This is a genomic window from Peribacillus sp. NPDC097197 (genome assembly GCF_050278025.1).
GTDB lineage: Bacteria > Bacillota > Bacilli > Bacillales > DSM-1321 > Peribacillus.
Window position 1 is genome coordinate 194,793 of sequence record NZ_JBNNST010000007.1, and the last position, 16,025, is coordinate 210,817.

Consider the following 16,025-nt stretch of genomic DNA (forward strand, 5'->3'; position numbering starts at 1 on the left):
TCTTTTCAGACCCATTCTTTAGACCCTTAGATAACTTGCATGCCCAAACCCTTGGTATGACTTGGTTTTGGAACTACTTCTTTTATCACTTACGGCTACCTATTCACAATCCACATATACCATCCACAACTCACATCCTATCAGCCGACATCCACAGGCGGATATCCACAATCCACAAACGAAATTCTTTAATTCACAGCCACGTCTTCTTATCCACAGCCGCTTTAAAGGACAAAAAAAGAGAGCGGAATCCGCTCCTGTTATGAATCTATGTAAATGGTGAAAAAGGGCAGGGGAAAAAACACTAGCTTAGGAAGGTAGTGTGATGTTAAGAAGGGGATGCAGCAAAGGCATCGAGCCGATCACGTTGTATGGCGAAATAGGATTGGATGGTTTCCTTTTTCCTCGTTAGTGTATATTGCTGGTTGGACGGCGATACCGCAGCGTTGCCGAACTTTCCGATTAAAGCGAGCAGTTTGTCCAATTGATCATATGTATCATTTCTAAGCGCTATGATATATTCCGAATCGGTCCTTGTGGGTACCGGGTTGGTTGTCGGTGCAGTCATTTCCTCTTCTGTTTCGATTGTCTCGGTCGCCGTCTTCACGCGGGATATGAGCCACTCTTCGCACCAGCCGTTCAGTATGGAATAGATGAAGTCCGCTTGCTGAAACTTGAGGCGGATCGGTTCGATGTGTTGGTTCACTTCCATATAGTTCACTTCCCGTCCAAGTGCCTTCTCTGAAATCTCTTTATGAAAATGTTCACGGTCAAGCAGGGACTTGATGGACTCGGCCTGGTGCGCATACTTCGCCATTTGTTCTAATGTTTCATTATAGACAATCGTGCTTAAATAAGCCGATGCCTGTTTTGGTTCAGTGAGCAATGGTTTGTTGGCACGCAAGGCCTTGCCGAATTTCTTGAGTGCTTGTGAATAGACGAATCGCGCAAGGGTCAGCAGTTCCTTTTGCGTATCGCTCGGAGCTTCCGCTTTTTTTGCATCTTTAAGAAACGAGCGGAAAATGTACTTCCCGACCCGTTCCAACTCCATGCAGACGGCATCGCTGATATGGCCAGGAAAGCCCGCATTGAAAATGGTCCGGCGCAGTCCTGCCCGCTCGCCACGGTTTTCGCGATACTCTCCAAGCGTCCCTTCCTTAAAGGTAAACATCATCACTTCTTTCTTGGAGAAAGCCTTGCTTGTGAAAGCAATCGTAACGAGATCGCCTAAGCCTGCTTCATAGATGGCATCCATCGCTTCGAACAGGCGCTGTCTTGTGAATAGGGAAGTGGAGTCCGAAACGAATTCATGATAATCGAACATCACTTCTTCCGATTTTGAAACCGACATCCGGTAAGCGGCCATCAGCAACAGACGTTTTGCTGAAATCGTCAACCCTTTGAAAGCCTCATGATAAAAGAAACGGTATTTCTTGCAATAACGATCGGTCTTACGGTTAAAGCCAAGGTTACTTGTCGGTCCAAGGTTGAACTTATATAAAGCATCCCCATCTTGTTGAACGGGTACGAAAACCTGCGGAAGGTCTCCTTTTGGTGACGTGAATTTCCTGATGATCTGCTTCAAATATTTTTCTGATGTCCCCAAACTGCTTGCCATTGCATGAAGCGGGCTCTGAATGACCCCATCCCAATCACTATGCAGCAAAGAGTACAAACACGCATCAAATTCAGTGGAGGATACATGTTTCAATAAGTAATGGTACGTTTCTTCATAAATCATCCGGTTCCGTCTCCTTTTAGTATCCGCCTACATCCATTGGGCAGAGGGTATGATCTAACCAAATTGTTCTTCATCTTATTGAAGCTTTCGAAAAGAATCACTTCACCGTCTATATAAACTTTAAAAAGGAAAAAGTAGCATGCTCTAAAAATATTTTTTTGAAAATGTATAGGTTTGTAGGGGAGAGGCAAAAGTGGCTGATTAGTTGTGTTAAAATTAGGTAGAATTAGAAAAATAGATAAAGGGAGTTTTTTTGTAATCATGATATTTTCATTACTAGTATTCATCTTAAAAGGGATTGTGACGAAGCTTCCGTTTGCTTTATTGGGACTTTCCCTCATTCCGCAAAGGTGGTCCATAGCCGTCAGGAAAAAAGATTGGCTCTTTTTCACTGAACAGGTTCTGCGGCTATTACTGGCCGCTGTCATTTTATTTTTTATCATCGATATTAATCTACTAGACCAAACGGTCGAAGCGTTCTTTTCCAACTTGGCCATAGTATTTGGGTTGTTCCTTATCGTGGACGCAAGCTTGTACCTATCGAGGGATAAAGAACCTTCCCTAAAAAGACGTGACCGGGAACAAGGCGTTTCGAAGCGAGTCAGAACGCCTTGGAATGTCCATGCCATGTATATCATCGGTTTATTGCTGATTGCCACTTGGGTGATCATGCTGTTTTATCCCCTTACGATTGCCGGGAACCTTCATGGGTTAGCCGATGTCGTAAAGAAGAATAAACTAGAGGAAGTCCAAGATATTAAAACGATGCCACTAGTGACGGTGAAAATGGCTGATGCAAAGGGCGATGCTGCCATTAATAAAATCCAGAATGCCTCATATTTCACGGAAGGTGAATACCGTCTGACCAATATCAATGGCGAATTGACGTATACTTCTCCCATTGAAATGGACGGATTCCTGAAAGCTGGAAAAGCCGAATACACGCCAGGATATAATTTGATTTCGGCCATAGCGACCGATAAAGGTGCGAGCACGGTGAAAGGGAAGATGCTGTATGCCCCGTCGCAGTATTTGGATTATGATGTAGAAAGACAGATTCGTAAATCCTATCCGACCAAAGTCATCTACGATTCATACCTGGAGCCAGATGAAGAAGGCAAGCCTTTCTTTGTAGCTTCGGTTGGCCATTATTTGAAATACAGAAGTGGGTCCGTCGTGGATGGGGTGGTCTTGGTGAATCCGGAAACGGGCGACACGACCTTCTATCCCTTAGGAAAAGAACCGAAATGGGTGGACAGAACCTTCACTGAGGAAACGGCTCTAGAATATTGGAGCTATTGGGGAAAATATGTTCACGGGTGGAAAAACCAATCACTCATCGGTCCGAAAAAAGATGTCTTGCTTCCGAATGAGGAAAATATGCAAGTCACCTTTAATGATAAAGGCGAGTTGATTTATGTCGTCGATTTCACGAGGGCCAAATCAAAAGGGAACTCGAAAACGCTGGTAGGTTACGGTGTGTTCAACGCCAAGACGGGTGAAATGACATATTATAAAGGCGTGACATCCGTTTTAACCGGTAAAGAAGCAAAATCGAACGCCAATGCGAGTGAATTCTTATCCAAATATCCAGGATGGAAAGCGACCAATGGCGTGTTCTATACGATATACGGGGCACCGACCTATGTAATCCCCGTTACAAAAGGCAGCAAGTTCCAAGGGGTGGCCATCGTGTATGCCAATAGCGACAATCCTCAAGTAGCTTTCGGAAAGAACAAAGATGAAGCATTCCGGAACTATAAGAAACTGATCGCCTCCTTAGGGAAAGTCAATGGAGTGACGCCCCAAAAAGGATTTGAAATGAAAGAGATCAAAGGGAAAGTCATCAGAATCAACGATGCCAATCTTTCGAGTGGATATGTGTTCTATCTTATCGTAGAGGGAAGCAGCAAAAGGTTCTCGATTGATCCTTCCGTTCAAGGATTGTCCGATGTAGTCTTGACCAAGGTAGGAGACCGGGTCATCTTGAACGTGATGGACATGGAAGAAGAGATTGTTCCCGTCGATCAGTTCACGAATGTAGATTTGCCGAAGAAATAAAAGAAGCCGTGCGTACTCCTTGAAAGGAGCGCACGGCTTGTTCAATGAAAAAAACTGTACCTCCGATTGTTAGGTGTGTCTAACAATCGGAGGTACAGTTTTTTCTTTATAATTCCCCTTGTTGAATCCGTTTAATTACCTCATCAAGCCAGTAAATGGTGTGATCTGCTCTGGATGAAAAGTATTCACCTAAATATTCCACTAGCTTTTCTTTATCATGGTCTTTTTCCATCTTGATCTGTTTTTCAAAATCCGAAATTTGTTCCCACTTTGCAAGGAACTTCTTTTTGTTGTTTTTCAGGATTTCGACTACCTTATCACGGTCTACATATTTGAGGTATGCAAGTCCCACCACCATATCACTAATGGAACTGGCATTTTCAAACAACTTATAGATTTTCTTCGGAAGTTCTTCACGGCCTTTAGCCGTAATCCCGAATACTTGTTTATCAGGTCGATGATCTTCTTTAATGATTTCGACTATCTCGATTAAGCCTTGTTTGACTAGCGAATCAAAATGGTAATACAGCTTACTTTCCGTCAGCCCACCCAGTTGATCGAAAGGGATGGGTTCAGACAGTTGCTTTTTTAATTTATATGGATAATTATTATCCTTCATCAGTTTGCTCAATATGAAAACTTGAATGGGCATCTCTAAGCTCCTTCAGAAAATGGTTATCCTTATTATAGCAAACGAAGCGGGAATTTAAGCGGTCTTTGCAGCTTCCGTTTCCTGTTGTACCACTTGATTATCCATTGGGACTTTTTTGTGGACAAAGGCCACGATGAGCATGTTGATGAACATGGCACCCAGACCGACGGCTACCATGGACCAAATAAACGGACTTGGACTCGTGGTGCTATATAGGTTGGCAAAGTATGCTTGCACCGAGTAATACATAGGTGAAATGTGGCTCATCCATTCATACGGCGCATACATCATATCACGTGACACGGTGGCACCATTTGCGATGGTTTGTGTTAATAAGATCGGGATGTTTAACACCATACCACCATCTCCAACCAAGAATACCAAAATGGCTGTAAAGTTGAAACATACCATATAGTTCAAAATTTGTTGACCTAGCGTGCTGAGGAATAGGTCTCCACTTGGTTCATTCACTAAATAAGTGATGCCTAGGGCAACGAATGATGAAACAACGGCAACCAATAAGGCAGTCATTTGTACATACATGAATAGTCGTGTCTTGCTCGCTTTTCCACGGCTCTGTCTGAATGAGGTCACTAATTGCATCGCACCGATCATGGCACCTACATATCCTGCCATCGTCAAGAACATCGGTAACATATTGTGGTGCATGCCATCTGGCACTTCATTGATCGTGACGATGTTTCCTGAATACGCCGTTTCGATTTGTTTCGCCATTTCAGCCGCTTTTTCTTCCGGTAAATTGAAGTTCATCAATACGCCTTGAGCGGTTTGTTGTGAGAATTGTGCGCTCAACTGATTGTTAATTTCCGTAACGACTGAAGTCATAGTTGAGGAAACAACGGTTGGTCCTGCTTCATTCACTGTAAAGTCAATGCTTGATGACGTTTCGCCATTTTGCATATCGGCAGAGAATGTTTTCGGGATGTGTACGACTAGCGCTAAATCATTCTTATTTAAATCTTTTAACGCTTGTTTATTTGTTACATCTGTTTCGATTTCTTTAAACGGTAAGTTTTCTTTCAATTGGCTGGCAATCTTGTCTCCGTATTCACCAGCATCATCATTGACGATGGCAACCGGCAATTGATCGATATTTCCTGGAATGGCCGAATAACCAGGTAAGAAAATGCCTAGCATACAAAGGCCATAGAAAATCCCCATGAAAATGGCAGCAATGGAACCTTGTGTCTTTAAGAAATGTTTATATTTAAACTTCATTTGTTGCATCCATCCTTCTTCAAATATATTCTGGTTTAACTACTTTAATTTGAGTACTTTAATTTAACCGCTTCATCAGTCTACTCGAATCCTTTTTTAAAGTCAATAAAAAATTACGATACTAACATTAGGAAAGTCTCCATTATGTCGCTGGTGCTAAGCGTGAGTGTATATGTATGTAAGTCTGGTTTTTACAGTATGGTTACTGTTTTGCTTTTGTGTTGTGTATAATGGGATTATATGTAAAATATTTCGGGCAGGGGGAGCTTTTTTGAAAAGTAAAATCGCTTATATAGCTTGTTTAGTGTGTTTACTCGTGATTAGTGGATGTACCTCATCCAAGGTGCAAGAACCGGAGAAAACAGACGAGGTAAGCGTGATTGATGAGACTCCAAGTTTCGTAACGGATAAAGACCTAAATCAAATTGACTGGGAGCGGAAAGCTGTCGAATTTCGTACATCGACAAACGCCAAGGTAATCGGTAACGAAAACAGGCTTGGCATCATAGGGCCTGAATTAAAGGCAAATAAAGTGGAAAAATGGTTGTGGCATTTTTGGGGAATGGATAAGGGCGTAGCGACATTCGTCGGATATCATCGGAACACGTCAACCATCCATTCCGTATTAATTGATGGAGAGTGGTCCAGAAGCTTGACGGGGAGTAGTGCCGTGAATGGAGCCGATGGGAGTGTACCTTCGAATGTCATGTTGCCGGATGCGGGTGAATGGGCCATTTTGGTTTATTCGGATGGTGAATTATTCGATACATTGGTGATGGATGTGAAGGAGGAACAGCACACAAGTCATAAATGATTCTCGAAGGAGTGGACGATTCGGAACACAAGGGGATTTTTGAACAAATAAAAAAGATCACCGAATAAGTGGTCTTCTTTGATGAATCCTATGGAACGAATGCCCTCGTTAGGGGAAGTCATCGTTTTACCGACTTGCCAGGTCAGTGGTCTACCTATTCATCATAAGGATAAATACTAGCACGACGATGACAAAGGCTATGATAACGGATAGCCATCCAATTTTCACTTTTGCTAATAGACGGTCAACAATAAAGAATGAGATGGCAGAAACAAGACTTAGGATTTGTAAGACGAATCCGAATAAACAGTGAAATAAGAAGGAGAGAATTTCACGAGTGTAAGCCTTTTTAGAAATCTGCCTACTCAGCCAGTCACTAAAGAAGGAAGTGATCACTCCGTAGATAATGACAATCATAAGATTTAAATAATATAAATTCATAAATGCATTCAAATCAAAGCCACCAAGCGATGAAAGGACCAATGCAAATAACAAACTACTAAGAAAAGCAGTCAATAGTTTTCTCTTTAAAATAATAGGAATGTTCTCCTCTCTAATTTCGATTGCTCCAACAGCAACCCATGTAATATCTATATCTAGCCCTTCTTTTATTACCGTTCGTTCATCGGTAATAGAACCAAAATAAAAAAAGACTGAAGAGAGGGGTTTGTTCTCAGCTTTTGGGAGGATGCTTTCCCCAAAAGCCTACCTTTTACCTCTACTTACAGTTTGAAGGCACACCGGCATTGAAGTTTTTGTCTAGATCTGTTTCTGTTTTCTCATCCATTGTGTCGCTACCCATTTTTCTCCTGTTATGACCGGGGCTCCACCGTGTAAGGTTTGTTCATTTACATGTTGATCATCATAGAAATACTCGAAGTACACGGCCATTCCCTTTTGGGGAGATACAGAGAGATTTAGTTTAGGAAAGAACGTTTCCCCGCCTTCCTCCACATCATTCAAGTACATGATGATGGTGCTAATTCTATTATTTTTTGCAGCTTTACTAGAAGATGCGAAAAAATCATAATGGGCCTTATACTCTTGACCAGGTGTATACTTTAGAATTTGAATACCGTCCCCATGTTCAACGGGTACATTCATTATAGAAGAAACTCTTTTTTCAATGGTCGTGATGAGGTCATTTTCCTTGTCCTGGAAGTACATGCTACTGCTTGTCCGCATCTCATTTACTTCGCGTGTATCACCGATTTTGGAACGGTTCAGTTTATCTTTGGACAAACTGATTAATTCGTCACATTCTTCGTCACTTAACACATTCCCCAAAACGGCGATGAGCGGTTCTTCTAATCTAGTAAGGATCGTAATCTCTCTATCTTCTGTTTTGATTGTATTTCCCTTATGGGTGAAAATAGTCTGTTCTTTGTTATCCATGGTCGTTCACTCCCTTAATGAATGAATTTTCGGAAAAATCCATCAGTCTATTTAGCTTTTTAGCGATAAATGATTATATCACGAACCTTTCGAATAACGGAAATTTTTTACTTTGGTATATATTATTAGTACGAAAGGTTTTTGTGGAACGATGGTGTGAATCCCCACCATCGTTTTTCATGCATTCAAATGGGTTTTCCGCGCAGTTCGTATGCCTTTCCCCAATGTAACGACTCCCACAATCAATAGAAGCAAAGGCAGTCCAAATAATAGGTGACCGATTCCAGGAGCAAATAGTGTAACTGTAGATAAAGGACCGAATAGATAAGGGAAATTGATCAAAATACTCAACGGAATCAGCCAGTAAACCATGACGAGGAACATCATATGGAGAATACGGAGGAATCCGTGTACTTCTCGTGATTTAGGTTTGAATATTCTATAGACTGACCAGACAATCAGGGTCACGAATCCCAATATAATCAGATCAATCACTGCATATTTCATAAATGGGTGGTCAGTGGGGCTAGGGGGTTCTTCATGATGTACGAGCTTGTTCACTCCGCTTATGATCGAATCATATTCATTGAGGTTGAAATAATCCATTGAATTAATCTGTAAGCTGATGCCATACTGCCCGTCTAAGATCACTTTTGAGTAGGTGTTTTCTGTCCATCCATTATGGGAGATTTCATCATCCTTCACTTCCCATCCCATTGCGTAGTACGTATCATCCCCTATGTATGATGATGGCTGATGCAAGGTGTTCATGCCATTCTTCGATAAAATGCCTTTTCCATTGAATGTGCCATGATTCAATTGGGCGATCATATAATTTGCCATATCTTCCGCACTAGAAATGATGTAACCGGAAGGAACCGATCCCTCGTGTTTCAATTGCTTGGTCGGTAGCTTCCATCCAAATACCGTCTGATAACCGCCCGCAATGGCATGGTTTGCAACATCTTTAGGGTCAGCGTAGGTATTCTTCATTTCAAGCGGCTTGAATATGAATTCATTTAGATAGTCTTTATATGATAGATTTGTCACTTCCTCAATGACTAAACCTAAGATGTTGTAATTTAGATTCGAATATTCATAGCGGTCACCGGCAGGGTGCTTCAATTCAATCTCTGCCAAGCCTTTGACATGTTCTTTCAATGTCTTATCTCCCTGTGAGATAGCCACTTGGCCGTCATATGTGGAAAGACCGCTCGTATGATTCAGTAAGTGCTGAATCGTGATTTTCCGAGAAGCCTCCTTATCGTCAAGATGAAACCAGGGGATGTACAATTGCACGGGATCTTGTACTCGTATTTTTCCCTGATCCACTAACTGCATAAGGGCAAGTGCCGTAAATGATTTACTGACGGACCCAAGAACAATGGGGGTTTCCGAAGTCATTTCAGTTCCATTTTGGTTGGCCACACCATATCCTTGCACGTATTCCACCCGATCTCCCTCTACGATGGCCAATGAAGCTCCCGGAATCTTGAGCCGCTCGATTTCATTTGCCATAAACTCATCAATAGCGGAAGAATCCAGTTTTCTTGACGCCTGTTCGTTTCCCAACACAACTCCGGAAACACTTGTCAGGACGAGCAGTATGGTCAGTATGAAACTAATTATCTTATGTCTTTTTCGCATCTTCTCATTTTCCTTTCTCTATCAAGTGCTAAATATCTTTCTTGAATCATTGTAAGGATTTAACAAAAGTGGGTCAATGAATTCCAGATAAATAGATTCGTTGATGGCTCGTGCACTACTTTGCTGTTCGCCTTTGATAAGTAAATATTCCGTGAAGATTTCGGGGGAATGCATGAAAATGGGCATCTGAATCAGTAGCAATACCCATTCCGAGTACATATTTTGTGTGGAGGAGTACTTGAAAGATTGAAAAACCTATAGACTATTTTTTTTCAGTACTCCTTCGTTATTTTTCATTAATTCAAATATGGAGGTTTTATACATGAATGAGTTTCAAAATCAGCTTCAAATGTTGAATGTCGACCCACAGTTCCAGGCCAGTCAGCCGGTCCCTTGGGATCCGAATCAATTTCAGCATCAGCATTCCATGGAAGATTCCCGTCTTATCCCGTTAGGGTGTTTTGGTTGCCTTGGTTGTTTCGGATGCTTTTTCTTCGGAGGCATCGGAGGGTGTGGCGGATGTGGACGTTGCGGAGGGTGTGGACGCTGCGGTCGTTGCGGTCGCTAATCGATTTTCAGAGAAGAACCGACCCCTGCAGAATGCCTGCAGGGGCTTTTCTCCATGGAATTAGACATAAGAGACAAATTGTCATACATACGATTAGAGGGATAGCTAAGTAAAGCTTGTTGGTTAGGAGGTTCGAGATGAAGAATTTGACCCCTTCTATGCGTCTGAAAGTGAATAGGGATACGTTTTTTCTCCCTGAACCAAATGGGGGAGTGTATTTTCGGAATAATGTAAGTTCTTTCCGTATGGAAGGACGTACCATCGTTCAATGGATTGAACAGTTAATACCCATGTTTAACGGGGAACATGCATTGAGTGATTTGACGGATGGATTGCCTGGGCCATACCGGAATCGGGTCATGGAGATTGCCGAAGTTCTGTACAAGAACGGGTTCGTTCGGGATATCAGTCAAGATGCCCCACACCAGTTGACGGATCGGATTGTGGATAAGTATGCGTCTCAGATTGCGTTTTTGGATAGTGTCGGCGATTCGGGAGCCCGTCGTTTTCAGGATTATCGTCAGCTGAAAGTATTGGCGATTGGCTCAGGTCCGTTTTTCGTATCACTGGTATCCGCGTTGCTTGAATCTGGATTGCCTGCTTTTCATATTCATATAAAGGATTCGAAATCGACGAATAGAAAGCGACTGAAGGAAATTGTTGCCCATTTCCGTACAACAGATGAGGACGTGGTGGTGGAGGAGGTTTCCCAGAATCAGGAGGGGGAAAGAGCTTGGCAGGAAATAATCCGGCCATATGATTATATCGTGTCTGTGTCACAAGATGGAGAGGTGGAGGAACTGCGGGCGCTGCACGCGGCCTGCAGGCAAGAGGAGAAGATGTTTTTCCCTGCACTGAGTCTGAATCAAATTGGTCTTGCCGGTCCGATGGTGAACGGGGAATCGCTTTCCTGCTGGGAGTCTGCCTGGCGCCGTTTACATCAGTCTTCCCTGATTACCGATCAAGAGGTTGCCTCTTTTTCCTCCACGGCGGGTGCGCTCCTCGCAAATGTACTGGCGTTCGAGTTATTCAAAAGGAGTACGGGAGTGAGCGAATCGGATCAGAGCAATCAACTTTACCTGCTTGATATGGAAACCTTGGAAGGAAGCTGGCACACCTTTTTGCCCCACCCGTTTGTCACGGGCACGGCGGCTGCAAGATGGGTGACGGATTTCGACTTGAGATTGAACCAGCAATCAAGCCGAGGCGAACGGGGAAAGTTGTTTATGTCCTTTGGCCGAATGACTTCCAGCCAATCGGGCATCTTCCATAGCTGGGAAGAAGGAGAACTGAAGCAACTGCCGTTAGCTCAATGCCGTGTCCAAGTGGTTGACCCGATGTCGGAGGGTCCAACTGAATTGTTGCCAGCGATCATTTGCTCGGAATTATTGCATGAAGAAGCGAGGAGGGAAGCGGGCTTAACGGGAGTCGAAGTGTATGCCACGGAAACGGTCAGCCATCTTGGTCCGACTTTACCTCAATGGGATGGAGTAGGTGTAGAAGGATTCGTCGGAGTTGGTACGGGAGAGACGTTCGCGGAGTGTATGTGCCGGGGGTTGTACAAGTGTTTGGACGAGGAATTAACCAAGCGAAGCAACGAAAAGCACGCCTGTGGTCGAATTCAGTTGGAGGTCATAGACGATGAGCGCTGCCGGTATTACTTGCAGGCGTTGACTAGAATGGCAGGTGACCCCGTGATTGCGTTAGGAGAGGAAGTATTCGGTTTCCCTGTCGTATGGGTCGGTACGGGGGATGAGTGGTACGGATGTGTAGGGTTGAATAGTACACAGGCTTTACGGAATGCTTTACAGCAGGCACTCATGGTCATTCAAAACGAAAAGGGGGGCTACAAGAAGCAGGGTTTGAGAGCTTCATCTGTACTAATGGAAAAAAGGACGCCGTTGACACTTAGGATTGCGTCGTATGAAGGATCAAGAGAATCGGAAGTGCTACAGGAGGCCTTGCAAGTGCTGGATTGGAACGGAAAGCGGCTATTGGCCTTCGAACTGGAATTGGAACCTGTTTTGAAAGAGGAGCTGGCAGGGGTATTTGGTGTGTTGCTGCGAGAGGAGGGATCAAGGTGAAGCCTGTCATCTTGATGGTCGGAGAAGGAGTGCTGGCGGACCTGGTGTACGGAATATTGTCAGTCCAATACGAAATCATTCACCAGGTCGACTTTTTGACAGAGATACCCGAAACGGCTGACCTGGCTCTCGTGCTGCAGGATGCCTGGGATCCTTCTGCCCACCTAAAGGCGGAGGAAGTCCTCGACATTCCATGGTTACGGGGCTTTGTGTCATTTGGTGAAGGGATGGTTGGGCCACTAGTGTGGATGGAGAAGGAAGGGTGCTCGCAATGCGCGGATCTACGGCATCTCATGGCGGGGCGCGATCGGAAAGAAATGTGGGCCATCCAAAAGCAATTGCAGGAGAATGGAGGGAAGCAAGATGACCCGGCGGCATCGCGCACGGGACTGTTACAAATGGCTTACCTGATTGGAGAAGAGGTGCAGCGGGTGACGGAAGGGACTGGGGCCCGGTCGGAATATGCTGTAGCCTTGATCAACATGAAGACACTGAATATTTCCTGGCATCCTTTTTTAGCGGATCCAATCTGCCCGGTCTGTAGTCCCATTCCCGATGATTCTTCAAGGGCGGCCCGAATTTCGTTACAACCAAGTCCGAAGGTGGATCCCGATGGCTACCGCACCCGTTCAATGACTGAGCTAAGTCAGGTGCTGGCCAAGGATTATCTCGATCCCCGGATGGGTTTTCTGAATAATAAGATGGTCGATCTTGTGCCGCCATTTGCCGATGTCAGTGTGAGTCTTCCTTTGTTCATGGGGGATGAAGGGACAGCGGGGCGGACTAATTCCTATGCGGTTAGCGAGATGACTGCGATTTTGGAAGGATTGGAGCGGTATTGTGGTCTTGAACCACGGGGAAAGCGGACCGTTGTCCATGACAGCTACAATAATCTGAAAGATGAGGCCCTGGATCCCAGCAAGCTTGGTGTTCATACCGATGAAATGTATGATCTGCCTGATTTTCCTTTCAAGCGGTTTCATCCGGATTCCCCAATCAACTGGGTTTGGAGCTATTCTTTTTTACAAGAGCGTCCAATTTTGGTTCCAGAGCTGGTGGCTTATTATAGCTTGGGCTGCGGGGAGGGGTTTGTTTATGAAACGTCCAATGGCTGCGCGTTAGGAGGCAGTTTGGAAGAGGCGATTTTGTACGGGATTTTCGAAGTGGTGGAACGCGATTCTTTTCTATTGACCTGGTACGCTAAGCTCCCGCTTCCCCGCCTTGACCCGTATTCGGCGAATGACGAAGAACTGGCATTGATGATGGACCGGGCACGTGCAGCGGCGGGATATGACATCCATTTGTATAACGCGACGATGGAACATGGCATTCCAAGTGTCTGGGCGATGGCGAAAAACAGGAAACGAAAAGGATTGAATCTCATTTGCGCGGGTGGTGCCCATTTGGATCCCGTCCGGGCGGCGAAAAGTGCGATTCATGAGTTGGCGGGCATGATGCTGACCCTTGACGATAAATTCGAGGCCAATCAGGAAGAGTATGAGAAGATGCTCGCTGACCCGTACCTAGTCCAGCAGATGGATGATCATGGCATGCTGTTTGGGTTACGGCAAGCGGAAGAACGGTTGCACTTTTTATTGGATGATCGACGGCCGTTGCATACGTTCGACGAGGAGTTCTTGGCCGGGGTGAAACATGCCGACTTAATGGATGACCTACAGGACGTGCTTTTACAGTTGCAACAGCATGGCCTTGATGTGCTTGTCGTGGATCAAACGACGCCAGAACTGAAAAAGAACGGGTTACATTGCGTGAAAGTGCTGATACCGGGCATGCTGCCGATGACATTCGGTCATCACCTGACCCGCGTTACAGGACTCGATAGGGTTTTGCAGGTTCCCGTGGAACTAGGATATGCGAAGCAGCCGCTGACAATCGAACAGCTTAATCAAGATCCGCATCCATTTCCATAAGCGGTGGTAAGGAGGCAGGGGATGAATCTAGATCAATTTTTGCATAATCTTCAGTTTGACACAGCGAAGGTCAGACCGCCTGACTGGGAAGTCGATTGGGAGGATGCGCCACTTTCCTATAAACTTTACCGTGACTTGCCTGTGTTCCCTTTTTCGCCGGAAGTGCCGCTGACATTGGAAGCCTGCCAAACATCATCCCAGCCCGACTTCAAGGCTATCGGTCACTTTCTTTGGTATGTATTCGGCCTTGCTCAAGTGAGCCAGTTCATGAATGATCCGGAACAAATGGACTTCATGCAGTCGTTCCGCCGTTTTGCGCCTTCAGGGGGAGCATTGTATCCAAACGAACTGTACATCTACCTGAAAATCGAGGAGTTGCCTGCTGGCGTGTACCATTATGATGTGGCACACCATCGTTTGGTATTAGTGCGGGAAGGTAATTTTGATGACTATCTGGACCAGGCACTTGGCGGTCGTTGCGATATGACAACGTGTTTCGGAACGGTCTTCGTGTCGACGATGTTTTGGAAAAACTTCTATAAGTACCACGATTTTTCCTATCGCCTGCAAGGATTGGACGCAGGTGTCCTGATGGGTCAGTTATTGGAGGTGGCGAAGAAGTTCGGCTTCTCGACTGGCGTGTCCTTTCAATTCCTGGACCGGGCCATTAATCACTTAATTGGATTATCTGAACAAGAAGAAAGCACATATGCCGCCATTCTTTTATCTGTGGAAGCTACAAATGAAGTGGCATTTGAAAGGGAAATAAAACGTGCCGTCACGTCGGTTGAATTATGTAAGGCACTTCCTGCGATAGCGCGTACCCACTACGAACGGTCACAGAAAATCATAGAGTACCCAATGTTGGTCCAAATGAATGAAGCTTCCATAATCGAAACCACTTGTTCCTTTCAGGGAATTGAAGCAAAGGAAGCGCGAAGTGGAAAAGGTATGGGGAGTATAGATTTGCCAGCGGTGGAGCGGTTGTCGTATGACCTGGCTACTATTTGCCGTAAGCGGTTTTCCCCGGAAATGGATTTCGTTTTAGGGAAGGTGAGCAAGGTTCAACTCGCCACACTGTTGCAAGAGGCTTCGGCATCTTTTTCGTATACGAATGATGTGGATGAGAAGCAAGAACACGATGTCTCCATTTATGCCTGTTTGCATCAAGTGGAAGATATTTCAGATGGTGCTTATGTTTATGATAGAGCCAATCATGCACTACGGCTGGTGCAACAAGGTGATCAGCGAACTCAGTTGCAATACGCCATGTCACTGGATAATGTGAATTTACTGCAAGTTCCAATCTGCCTGCATGTCGCAGGGAATAGAGATCACCGCAAAAAGGAGCTAGGCTACAGGGGATACCGCATCCAACAGATGGAAGCGGGGATGCTCGTCCAACGATTACTTTTAGTAGCGACAGCCTTGGATATGGGAGGTCATCCTTTGCTTGGGTTCGATGTGAACGTATGTGATGACATTTATAAAAAAGGACTGCATGAAAAAACAACGCTCATCCAAGTCCCAATCGGACCGTATCGGGGGCGACCTTGGCTAAAAGGAAGTTTGCATGGTTAGCTTCTGGATGGAGGAATGTGGGGAAAATAAACTCTTGAATACCAAATGAATGGATCCAACTCAACCCCTACTTTTTTCATAAAGAGGGGTTTTCTTTTATGAAGAGATAGAGAGTTTGTCCAATCCAATTGATTTCTTCACTCATAAGATAGTGAGAAACTATTTTATGAGTGAAGATATTGAGTAAATGTAGTAAATGTGGCCATAGTGATTGTCGTTGCAAATCAAAGAAGTGCAAGGACTGTGGGCACAAAAAATGTCGGTGCGAAGGAAACTCACAAATTATCAAACAAAATGTACAAGTTAGGGTTT

At 44.6% G+C, this 16,025-nt stretch carries 12 protein-coding genes; 6 read left to right on the plus strand and 6 right to left on the minus strand.

Annotated features, from left to right (window positions below; all coding sequences use genetic code 11):
* Positions 1-328: 328 nt before the first annotated feature.
* Positions 329-1,741, minus strand: coding sequence for a hypothetical protein (locus tag ACQKL6_RS11790; protein WP_427651142.1), 1,413 nt, complete (start codon positions 1,739-1,741; stop codon positions 329-331).
* Positions 1,742-2,002: 261 nt separating this feature from the next.
* On the opposite strand from ACQKL6_RS11790, the gene ACQKL6_RS11795 reads away from it, so the two are divergent.
* Positions 2,003-3,802: a hypothetical protein gene (locus ACQKL6_RS11795; protein ID WP_427651143.1), complete on the plus strand. Its 1,800-nt coding sequence runs from the start codon at positions 2,003-2,005 to the stop codon at positions 3,800-3,802.
* Positions 3,803-3,908: 106 nt separating this feature from the next.
* On the opposite strand, the gene ACQKL6_RS11800 is transcribed toward ACQKL6_RS11795, so the two are convergent.
* Positions 3,909-4,454 (minus strand): PadR family transcriptional regulator, encoded by a 546-nt coding sequence (locus ACQKL6_RS11800; protein WP_427651144.1) that lies wholly within the window; start codon positions 4,452-4,454, stop codon positions 3,909-3,911.
* A 54-nt stretch (positions 4,455-4,508) separates the two neighbouring features.
* On the minus strand, positions 4,509-5,693 hold the full coding sequence (locus ACQKL6_RS11805; RefSeq protein WP_427651145.1) for a YhgE/Pip domain-containing protein: 1,185 nt from the start codon (positions 5,691-5,693) through the stop codon (positions 4,509-4,511).
* A 271-nt stretch (positions 5,694-5,964) separates the two neighbouring features.
* Here ACQKL6_RS11805 and ACQKL6_RS11810 point away from each other — a divergent pair, with 271 nt between their 5' ends.
* Positions 5,965-6,507: a hypothetical protein gene (locus ACQKL6_RS11810; protein WP_427651146.1), complete on the plus strand. Its 543-nt coding sequence runs from the start codon at positions 5,965-5,967 to the stop codon at positions 6,505-6,507.
* A 150-nt stretch (positions 6,508-6,657) separates the two neighbouring features.
* Here ACQKL6_RS11810 and ACQKL6_RS11815 read toward each other — a convergent pair whose 3' ends face one another.
* From ACQKL6_RS11815 to ACQKL6_RS11825, 3 genes are all read right to left on the minus strand, one after another.
* The gene (locus ACQKL6_RS11815) at positions 6,658-7,023 is read right to left on the minus strand and encodes a hypothetical protein (RefSeq protein ID WP_402874205.1); all 366 of its coding nucleotides are present in this window, start codon (positions 7,021-7,023) and stop codon (positions 6,658-6,660) included.
* A gap of 243 nt (positions 7,024-7,266) precedes the next feature.
* A complete protein-coding gene (locus ACQKL6_RS11820) occupies positions 7,267-7,902 on the minus strand; it encodes a 2OG-Fe(II) oxygenase (protein ID WP_402987094.1) in 636 nt (211 codons plus the stop codon).
* A 177-nt stretch (positions 7,903-8,079) separates the two neighbouring features.
* A complete protein-coding gene (locus tag ACQKL6_RS11825; RefSeq protein ID WP_427651147.1) occupies positions 8,080-9,549 on the minus strand; it encodes a serine hydrolase domain-containing protein in 1,470 nt (489 codons plus the stop codon).
* A gap of 322 nt (positions 9,550-9,871) precedes the next feature.
* On the opposite strand from ACQKL6_RS11825, the gene ACQKL6_RS11830 reads away from it, so the two are divergent.
* The 4 genes from ACQKL6_RS11830 (at position 9,872) to ACQKL6_RS11845 (ending at position 15,713) form a co-directional block, all read left to right on the plus strand.
* Positions 9,872-10,117: a hypothetical protein gene (locus tag ACQKL6_RS11830; protein WP_402874214.1), complete on the plus strand. Its 246-nt coding sequence runs from the start codon at positions 9,872-9,874 to the stop codon at positions 10,115-10,117.
* A gap of 137 nt (positions 10,118-10,254) precedes the next feature.
* A complete protein-coding gene (locus ACQKL6_RS11835) occupies positions 10,255-12,201 on the plus strand; it encodes a putative thiazole-containing bacteriocin maturation protein (RefSeq protein ID WP_402957357.1) in 1,947 nt (648 codons plus the stop codon).
* On the plus strand, positions 12,198-14,132 hold the full coding sequence (locus ACQKL6_RS11840) for a TOMM precursor leader peptide-binding protein (RefSeq protein WP_427651148.1): 1,935 nt from the start codon (positions 12,198-12,200) through the stop codon (positions 14,130-14,132). The genes ACQKL6_RS11835 and ACQKL6_RS11840 overlap by 4 nt, the downstream gene beginning before the upstream one ends.
* Before the next feature lie 21 nt (positions 14,133-14,153).
* Positions 14,154-15,713, plus strand: coding sequence for a SagB family peptide dehydrogenase (locus tag ACQKL6_RS11845; RefSeq protein WP_427651149.1), 1,560 nt, complete (start codon positions 14,154-14,156; stop codon positions 15,711-15,713).
* Positions 15,714-16,025: the final 312 nt, after the last annotated feature.

Bases quoted from the DNA above. Each gene is read 5' to 3' on its own strand.
- ACQKL6_RS11790 (WP_427651142.1), bottom strand. From the start codon at position 1,741: ATGATTTATGAAGAAACGTACCATTACTTATTGAAACATGTATCCTCC.
- ACQKL6_RS11795 (WP_427651143.1), top strand. From the start codon at position 2,003: ATGATATTTTCATTACTAGTATTCATCTTAAAAGGGATTGTGACGAAG.
- ACQKL6_RS11800 (WP_427651144.1), bottom strand. From the start codon at position 4,454: ATGCCCATTCAAGTTTTCATATTGAGCAAACTGATGAAGGATAATAAT.
- ACQKL6_RS11805 (WP_427651145.1), bottom strand. From the start codon at position 5,693: ATGAAGTTTAAATATAAACATTTCTTAAAGACACAAGGTTCCATTGCT.
- ACQKL6_RS11820 (WP_402987094.1), bottom strand. From the start codon at position 7,902: ATGGATAACAAAGAACAGACTATTTTCACCCATAAGGGAAATACAATC.
- ACQKL6_RS11825 (WP_427651147.1), bottom strand. From the start codon at position 9,549: ATGCGAAAAAGACATAAGATAATTAGTTTCATACTGACCATACTGCTC.
- ACQKL6_RS11830 (WP_402874214.1), top strand. From the start codon at position 9,872: ATGAATGAGTTTCAAAATCAGCTTCAAATGTTGAATGTCGACCCACAG.
- ACQKL6_RS11835 (WP_402957357.1), top strand. From the start codon at position 10,255: ATGAAGAATTTGACCCCTTCTATGCGTCTGAAAGTGAATAGGGATACG.
- ACQKL6_RS11845 (WP_427651149.1), top strand. From the start codon at position 14,154: ATGAATCTAGATCAATTTTTGCATAATCTTCAGTTTGACACAGCGAAG.